Origin of the sequence: Pseudomonas sp., from assembly GCF_036404235.1 — a bacterium.
Taxonomy (GTDB): domain Bacteria; phylum Pseudomonadota; class Gammaproteobacteria; order Pseudomonadales; family Pseudomonadaceae; genus Aquipseudomonas.
On the sequence record NZ_DASWOT010000150.1, the window covers coordinates 1 to 6,911 of the forward strand.

At 55.2% G+C, this 6,911-nt stretch carries 13 protein-coding genes; 9 read left to right on the plus strand and 4 right to left on the minus strand.

Features of this window, described 5'->3' with window-relative positions:
* Window positions 1-192, plus strand: a 192-nt coding sequence (locus tag VGC62_RS19040) for a hypothetical protein (RefSeq protein ID WP_331188634.1), incomplete at its 5' end; no start/stop codon positions are given.
* A gap of 97 nt (window positions 193-289) precedes the next feature.
* Here the strand turns inward: VGC62_RS19040 and VGC62_RS19045 are convergent.
* Window positions 290-1,051 carry a sulfite exporter TauE/SafE family protein gene (locus VGC62_RS19045; RefSeq protein ID WP_331188635.1) on the minus strand — a complete coding sequence of 254 codons (762 nt, stop codon included), beginning with the start codon at window positions 1,049-1,051 and terminating at the stop codon, window positions 290-292.
* 46 nt (window positions 1,052-1,097) lie between these two features.
* Entirely contained in the window at window positions 1,098-1,718 is a 621-nt protein-coding gene (locus VGC62_RS27775; RefSeq protein WP_414705824.1) for an AraC family transcriptional regulator, read from the minus strand.
* A 235-nt stretch (window positions 1,719-1,953) separates the two neighbouring features.
* Between VGC62_RS27775 and VGC62_RS19055 the strand changes: the two genes are divergently transcribed.
* Window positions 1,954-2,187, plus strand: coding sequence for a hypothetical protein (locus VGC62_RS19055; protein WP_331188637.1), 234 nt, complete (start codon window positions 1,954-1,956; stop codon window positions 2,185-2,187).
* A 176-nt stretch (window positions 2,188-2,363) separates the two neighbouring features.
* Window positions 2,364-2,615, plus strand: a complete 252-nt coding sequence (locus VGC62_RS19060; RefSeq protein WP_331188638.1) for a DUF1654 domain-containing protein — start codon at window positions 2,364-2,366, stop codon at window positions 2,613-2,615.
* Window positions 2,616-3,066: 451 nt separating this feature from the next.
* Here the strand turns inward: VGC62_RS19060 and VGC62_RS19065 are convergent, their stop codons facing one another.
* Complete coding sequence (locus VGC62_RS19065; protein WP_331188639.1) at window positions 3,067-3,315, minus strand: hypothetical protein; 249 nt, start codon at window positions 3,313-3,315, stop codon at window positions 3,067-3,069.
* 130 nt (window positions 3,316-3,445) lie between these two features.
* Here VGC62_RS19065 and VGC62_RS19070 point away from each other — a divergent pair, with 130 nt between their 5' ends.
* Complete coding sequence (locus VGC62_RS19070; RefSeq protein WP_331188640.1) at window positions 3,446-4,333, plus strand: TAXI family TRAP transporter solute-binding subunit; 888 nt, start codon at window positions 3,446-3,448, stop codon at window positions 4,331-4,333.
* Window positions 4,334-4,550: 217 nt separating this feature from the next.
* Here VGC62_RS19070 and VGC62_RS19075 read toward each other — a convergent pair whose 3' ends face one another.
* Window positions 4,551-4,874 carry a hypothetical protein gene (locus tag VGC62_RS19075; protein ID WP_331188641.1) on the minus strand — a complete coding sequence of 108 codons (324 nt, stop codon included), beginning with the start codon at window positions 4,872-4,874 and terminating at the stop codon, window positions 4,551-4,553.
* 385 nt (window positions 4,875-5,259) lie between these two features.
* Here VGC62_RS19075 and VGC62_RS19080 point away from each other — a divergent pair, with 385 nt between their 5' ends.
* From VGC62_RS19080 to VGC62_RS19100, 5 genes are all read left to right on the plus strand, one after another.
* Complete coding sequence (locus VGC62_RS19080) at window positions 5,260-5,547, plus strand: hypothetical protein (RefSeq protein ID WP_331188642.1); 288 nt, start codon at window positions 5,260-5,262, stop codon at window positions 5,545-5,547.
* A complete protein-coding gene (locus VGC62_RS19085) occupies window positions 5,544-5,780 on the plus strand; it encodes a hypothetical protein (protein ID WP_331188643.1) in 237 nt (78 codons plus the stop codon). Before VGC62_RS19080 ends, VGC62_RS19085 begins: the two co-directional genes overlap by 4 nt.
* Complete coding sequence (locus VGC62_RS19090) at window positions 5,777-6,235, plus strand: hypothetical protein (protein ID WP_331188644.1); 459 nt, start codon at window positions 5,777-5,779, stop codon at window positions 6,233-6,235. Before VGC62_RS19085 ends, VGC62_RS19090 begins: the two co-directional genes overlap by 4 nt.
* Before the next feature lie 85 nt (window positions 6,236-6,320).
* Window positions 6,321-6,668 (plus strand): hypothetical protein, encoded by a 348-nt coding sequence (locus VGC62_RS19095; protein WP_331188645.1) that lies wholly within the window; start codon window positions 6,321-6,323, stop codon window positions 6,666-6,668.
* A gap of 40 nt (window positions 6,669-6,708) precedes the next feature.
* On the plus strand, window positions 6,709-6,911 hold a 203-nt coding region (locus VGC62_RS19100), incomplete at its 3' end, for a DUF2303 family protein (protein WP_331188646.1).

Sequence of the window (6,911 nt, forward strand, 5' to 3'; positions counted from 1 at the left end):
CTGCTCTATCGCCTCAACAATAATGCCAACGCCATCGCCTGTGCCGTTGAGGAAATCAGCAACTGGATAGATCAACGCGGCTCAACTGACGTATCTGGTCGTGTCGCCGATCACTTGGCAGTTGTATATGCCAATTCAGACCTGATCGCCGAGTGCATGGCTGAGATGATTGCAAAATCAGATCATGGATAGTTAGACCTGATACCGTAGCCTGCCGTTGAGCGGGCTTTCGTTATCGTCATCAGTGCTACCTGTCAGCGCCAGCAGGGACAGAGGCATGTCATCGCTGTCAATACCAATACTTCCAGCCATAGAAGATGGTCGTCGCCAGACCGGCGATGATCACCACCGATCTTACAGCCTGCGCTGGCAGCACACGCACCAGGTATCCACCGGCATAGCCGCCAAACAAGGCGCCAACCAACATGCTCAGTGTTTCGCGCCAATACACAGTTCCTTGGGCAATAAAAATGGTCACAGCTGCGAGACTCACTGCGGTCGCCAGCAGGTTCTTCAATACCTTGACACGCCGGATGTCATTCGGCTCCGCGACGGACAGCACCGCTGTCAGGATGATTCCCAGGCCGGCTCCAAAGAAACCACCATAGATTGAAGCGCCCACTATCACGCCCAACTCCACAACTGGAGACGCAGACGCACCTGCACGCCGTCGGATGGCCCAAGCCTGCACCTGTGGGGCGAACGCGAATAATGCTGTGGCAAAACCAATCAACACTGGCACTGGCAGCACGAAGTACCGGTCCGGCGTTGCGAGCAGCAGCAAGGCCCCGGCTACGCCACCGAATGCTGCTGCTACCAGCGAACGCACAAGCTGCCGGTTGAGTGGAGGAAACTTCTCCCAGTCGGCGATGGCGGCTATCAGATGACCGGGCGAGATTGCTACCGCGTTGGACGCGTTCGCGGCGATGGGCGGTAACCCCGCTGCAATCATCGCGGGGAACGTGATCAATGTGGCGCCGCCTGCGATTGCGTTGACCAGGCCTCCAACGACTCCGGCAAAAAACAGCATTAAGATGAGCTCAACCTGCATTTGTCTCTCCAAATCCAGAGAGACTACGAACGCGATGGAGCTCAAGCTAGAACGTTTGTGATTCACGCATGATATCGCGGTAGACACCGGGCGAGATGCCGAAGGTCCGTCGGAAATGGCGTCCAAAGTGACTCTGGTCAGCGAAACCCAGTTCGACTGCCAGATCGGCGATATCGGTGCCTTCCTGCAAGCGTTGGCGAGCATGATTAAGTCTGTCGACAATACGGAAGGCACCAGGGGGCATACCCACCCGGTGCGAGAAACATCGGGTGAAGGCCTCACGACTCATGCCAGCATGTTGGGCGATCTTCGAAATCGGTTCGTGCCAATCAAGACTAACGACATCTTGGGCATCAATCAGCAAGGCTGCCTGTTGGGTGGCCAAGGCCGAGAGATAGACGTTGATGCACGTCGTGCCGGCGTGGACGTGCGGCAGGCTCTGATGCGGCACCCCTGGTGGGATGATCAAGCATTGGCCAGCGTCAACACGGCAGTTCTGACCTTTGATACGAAATTGCCTGCTCCCACTCAATACAAACGTGATCTGCACTTCCCGGTGAAAATGGCTACGCAGCATGGGGGCGCTTGCGCCATTCCAGCATCCAATCTCCACGCCTTGAGTTCGGGTTCGCTGATAGTGCCAAGCGTTCTCCAACGGGATGGTCATGCATTCGATTCCAAATTGATGCAGTAGCACAGTGAAATTGGACTTATTAGAACTCAGAGAAGTCTATTTTGCATCCCGGAGGGCTGTGGCAGGCTGATGTCATCGACTGCGGCGGGCTCGGTCCACGAAAGTTCTTCCACGGTTGGCGGCAGTTAGAATCAAGCGGACAGTCCAGCGCTGCGCTTTTCGGTTTAGATAGATACTTGAGCTGTCGGTAAAGACCAAGGAGGTTTAGATGAGCTGTCTGATATGCGCTGGTGTTGCGCAGACAATAGATGAGTCTGATCAGTGGGAGGAACGCGACTGCCCCAACTGTGGCCGGTATCGAATGGATGCCAACTTGGTGCTCACACTTATGGAACAGGGGCAGATTTTCGATGTAGAGAAGATGCGCTTGTGGCTAAAGCATCAGCGCAGAACAGTCAATATCCCGCATATCGTTGCTCATGAAGCTTTACTGGCCTTGTAGCGATCACTGGAAAAGCGCCCCATTCGAAATGCTGCCGACGCCCTCGTTCTGGTCCGCCGTTGAGCGGACTTTTTTGTGAGCGCCATCCAATAGAGTACAAATGTACTCTACCCCTATTGCCGCCTCCGCTTGTTTGGAATACTGTTTATCCGTCCAGCAGTACCACGGAGGATGACATGGATAATGGCAGCAGAGAGACAACGCCCTTCCCCACTTCCTACGAACAAATAGGCCGGCGAATTCAGCGATTAGTCGCCGCGCCTAGTGTTCAGAAGATCCAACACGTCACGGTATCCAAGCGAGAGGACGAACCGCTTGAGGCTTGGAATAGCGTGCTTCAAGAGCTTGAAGAAACAGACGGCGTCCAGTTGGAGCAATTACCTGACGGAGCGGTCCGGATAGGTTGGCAAAAGTACATCGATGCTTAGAACGAGCCCGCCATTGAGCGGGCTTTTTACTACCCGCGAATTATTTTATTACCTGCGGTCTTGACATAAAATATTATCGCTAGTAATTTAAATCCATCGAATCGCAAACACAGCGATTCGCAGGGCCGACAGGCCTCGGGAAACGCTCTTTAAAAACTTGATGGACGCCGAGCTGGCCGATGCATAGCCAGCGGACGTACCGCGCAACGGTACGCAGCGATTCGACCTCATGTCGGCGCTGGGCATAGGAGACCTCATTCGGATGGCGTAGCTGGAGAGGCTGCGTGATGGTGAGTAGGTGTATGGCTTATGGGGCCTTGACCCCTTGTCGCACCGAAAGACATCAACGGGAAAGCGACCGTTGGCCTATGCAAGGAAAGAGATTACCTGCCCGTTACCAGCGGGCAGGATGCTCTCCAGAATGTCTTGAGAAGGACTTTGTGGAGGCCAGTTATCTGGAGGATCCGTAGCTGCCATCCACCACGTAGTGGTAGACGCTGCTGAGCTTGGAAATTACATGCATTTTCTGAATTCTCAGCTCTTCACGGCAAAGTCTGAGCTGTTTCTCAATGCTGCCAGCAGCCCTGCCTTCTGCCTCCGGCAGCTTCCTCTCAAGGTCCGCTATCTGCTTTTCAAGTAGTACAACTTTCTCTCGAGCGCTTTTTTGCCGTACGCCGCTGCGCCGCTTTTTCTTCTTCACATGCCGCTCCTTTCAGTGATGCGAAAAGATTAGCAGCGGCATGCAACAGCAGCCAGTAAGACCGAACATTTCACTGATGCAGCTTGGCGACAGGCTGCATTGGGAAAGCCCCCAACCCAGAGGAACACCCATGAAATCGAAAGCGTTACTGCTCGCGGCGCTGCTGAGTGTTTCAGCACTCGCCAGCGCGGCACCACCCACCCTTCGCTTCTGCACCGGCGGTGAAGGCGGCTTCTACGAGAAGCTAGGAGCGACCATAGGCAGCACCATCACGAAACAAACCGGTGGCGAGCTGAAGGTGATCAACACTGGTGGCAGCGTGGACAACGCGGAGAAGCTGAAGGACGGCACATGCGACATTGCCGTGATTCAGAACGACGCCGTGATCAGCCTGCCGATGCCCGCCGACATCAAGGTATCGGATGCGCATGAAGAGGTCGTGTACTGGCTGCACAGCAAGGCGGGTGTTAACGACTTTGGGAAGATGGAAGATGATGAAGTAGCGAAGAAATACGCCTTCGCGGCGGTTTCGGGTTCTGGCGCGCTGGTCACCGTGCGCAACTGGATCAAGACCGACAAGGACTATGAAGGCGCCCGCATCGTCGAGTTCGATAGTTGGTACAGCGCTGCCGAAGCGGTCAGCCAGGGCTACGTCAGCAAGGCCGGTGTGCGTATCGAAATCGCGGGCATGCTTTACATCGGTCGCGCTGGAGCAATGACCAGCGATATCACAGAGGATTTCGGCAAACAGATCCTCGTCGGCGAGGTGAACGACAACTCGTTCGAAGACGCCAAAGACGCGAACAACAACCCTCTGTACCGTCACTGCTCGGTGCCGTCAGAAGCCCGCAGCGGCCTAGCCACATCCAACTCGTTCAAAGCCCCCAAAACCTACTGCCTGCGTGCTCAGATCGTTTTCAACAACGACTATCTGACAGGTCTAGGCGCGGATGAAGCCAAGAAGGTTCGCCGTGCAGTAGATAAGGGAATCAACAGTGTCGTGAAGGTTGTGCGGTGATCACCCGCCTGCTTGCGGCACTTCTGATCGGCACCGCCCTGCTCTTCTTAGCAAGTCTGCTTCACATCATCTCAATCGCTTATCTGCTGGGTGTGATCAGCGGCTTGGTGATGGGCATGGTGCTATGGTTTAGGTTCGGTCGCTAGGAGGTCAGTTCAGAGATGCGGAAGGAGTCAGTATCTGGCCTAGCCGTTTCATGGGCGACCTGCATCAGGAGTCAACGGGCTGCGCCACTCTCAAAGGAGTCGTAATAGAGCTGATAAATTTCAATAGATTTGCTGCATCTCTGCAAGTAATCCTTGACTGTCCAGCCAAGTCTCGCAGACTCAGTGTTGAGAAAGCGCTCTATAAATTGGTCACCACCTGGCATCTTCGTGGAGGCTTGAAAGCTGGTCATCTGAGCAAGAATTCCACACCCACCGGAAAACTTGGCAGCAACTAATATTTCCTGAACTTGCCCCTCTTCTTTCCCCGCAGCCCAAATATTTACTCCACAAACCATCAATGCCACGCACAAGGCAAAGCGAAAAACAAAGTCCATTAGATTCTCCGACACTTCATTTGGCCCACCGGGCTAGCGTAACAACATTATTCCAACCTGTGCTTCCAGTCACATCTAACTGCTCATCTACCATCCGTTCCACCCGTGCGACGGGTGCGCATCGCGATACTCGCGTCATCAAAAGCGGCGCAAACCAACTGCCGAGGATTTCTCGGTTGTTCACTTCAGCAAGAGGATTTGCAGCCATGTAAAAGTCAATCAACGGCCAACAGCCTCACGCTGCGGCCGGTGCAGGTTCACGTATGGAGGCGTACTTGAACCCAATAAAGCCCGATTTTGATCGGGCTTTTTCATACCCGCGATTATCCGCCAGTGCTTTCCAGCAGAGCACTGACGAATAGACGCGAACCAAAAGGAGAATCCCATGCACCCAGCAATACAAGAACGCGTGAATGGGCTAAATGCCATGCGCGCACGTTGCAAGCTCGCCACTGTGGAGATGTACGCCATGATCGGGAAAGAGCCTCCAGCCCAAAAGATTCGCTACCAGGTCGTCGCCAAGGGCGTCAGCGCCTATCACGTCGTTGAGATCGAGACTGGCAAGGTGCGTGGATTCCGCTTCAACTGGAAGGACGCAATCAACTTCGCCCAGGCCCTTGAAGCTCGCGCTGATGGCGTGAAGGTCACGCTGTCACAGGCGGTGCAGCAATGATCGGCGAGAACGTGCCTGATCAGCACAAACAGATCACCGCGCAGCTTTCAAGTCAGATTGATCAGTTCTTTGCTTCTGGCGGCAGTATCCAGCGGCTCAAGTCCTTCTCTGACAAAACCCTTCCACCAGTTCGCTGCAACAAGATCGACCCGGAGACAGTCTTGAAGCGTCGGCGCATCTCTCCAACCAGAGCGGAGCGCAAGACCCTGCGAAAACTCGCGGAGGATCTATGAGCAAACGAAAACCTCACAGCCTACGCGCTCGTGTTGAACGGTCATGTCGCGCCCTGCTGAGTTCCAACCATGTCGCAGTAGTGAACATCGATCCGAGCGGCAGCCAGGCGATGTTCAACTGGAAGAACTGCAAGCGGATTACCAGCCTTAAGGTGGCGAATGCGATCTTCGAGGTCGCATACAACTGGACGGTCTACATCGGAGTGATGTGCATTGACCAGCGCGGCGGCGAATACATCAAGTCAGTCGAGATAGCCCCGCAAGGCATGTACAAGGTCGACCAACTCACCGATGCCATCGAGCATTGTTATCTGGAGCTGCGAGACAGCTGCAATCAGCAGCACCTCGTTGCATCGGGTTGGATCGCCATTCCCTCCGCACTGTCGCTGGATGAAGCCCAGGCCGCGCTTCTGTTCAACCAGGCCGGCGCCTGGAATCAGGTGAAGGCTGCATAAGGCGCACCTTCAAAGGCCCGCAACGCCGCGATCCACAACACCACCTCCCACCCAGCGGGCTCAAGGCCCAATCGGAGAAGCACGCATGTCCATACCAACAGATACCGCCGAGTTCCTCGAAGAGCTAAACGGCGGCGCATTCGCCAGCCAGATCGGTCACGCCCTCTCAGAAGTTGCCGCCGGTGTTGTTGACCACGGCAAAGCGGGGAAGCTGGTCATCACGTTGGACCTCAGCCAGATCGGCGAAGGCCAGATGGTGAAGATCAAGCACAAACTCGACTACAAGGTGCCGACCAAGCGCGGCACCCGCAGCGAGAACACCAGCCTGGACACACCGATGCACGTCGGCACCGGCGGCAAGATTTCGCTGTTCCAAGAGAAACACGACCAGCTGTTCACCCGTGACGAAGCGCCGATCAAGCCTCGTACCTAATTCACCGCTGCACTCTCCCTTCCCCATAGAGACCTGACCAATGTCACTGATGAAAGAAGCAATTCAACACATAACCGATACCGCCCTCGAGGCCACCGGCAAGACACTGGCAACACTCGTGCCTACGGTGGTGCTCCCAGAAAGCGCCAAGGTCATCGACCTGGAGAAATTCCAGGCGCTGCGCAGCCGGTTTCGCGGCACCTTCTCTACCCACTCGCTGGCTGACTTCAGCGCTTATGTGGC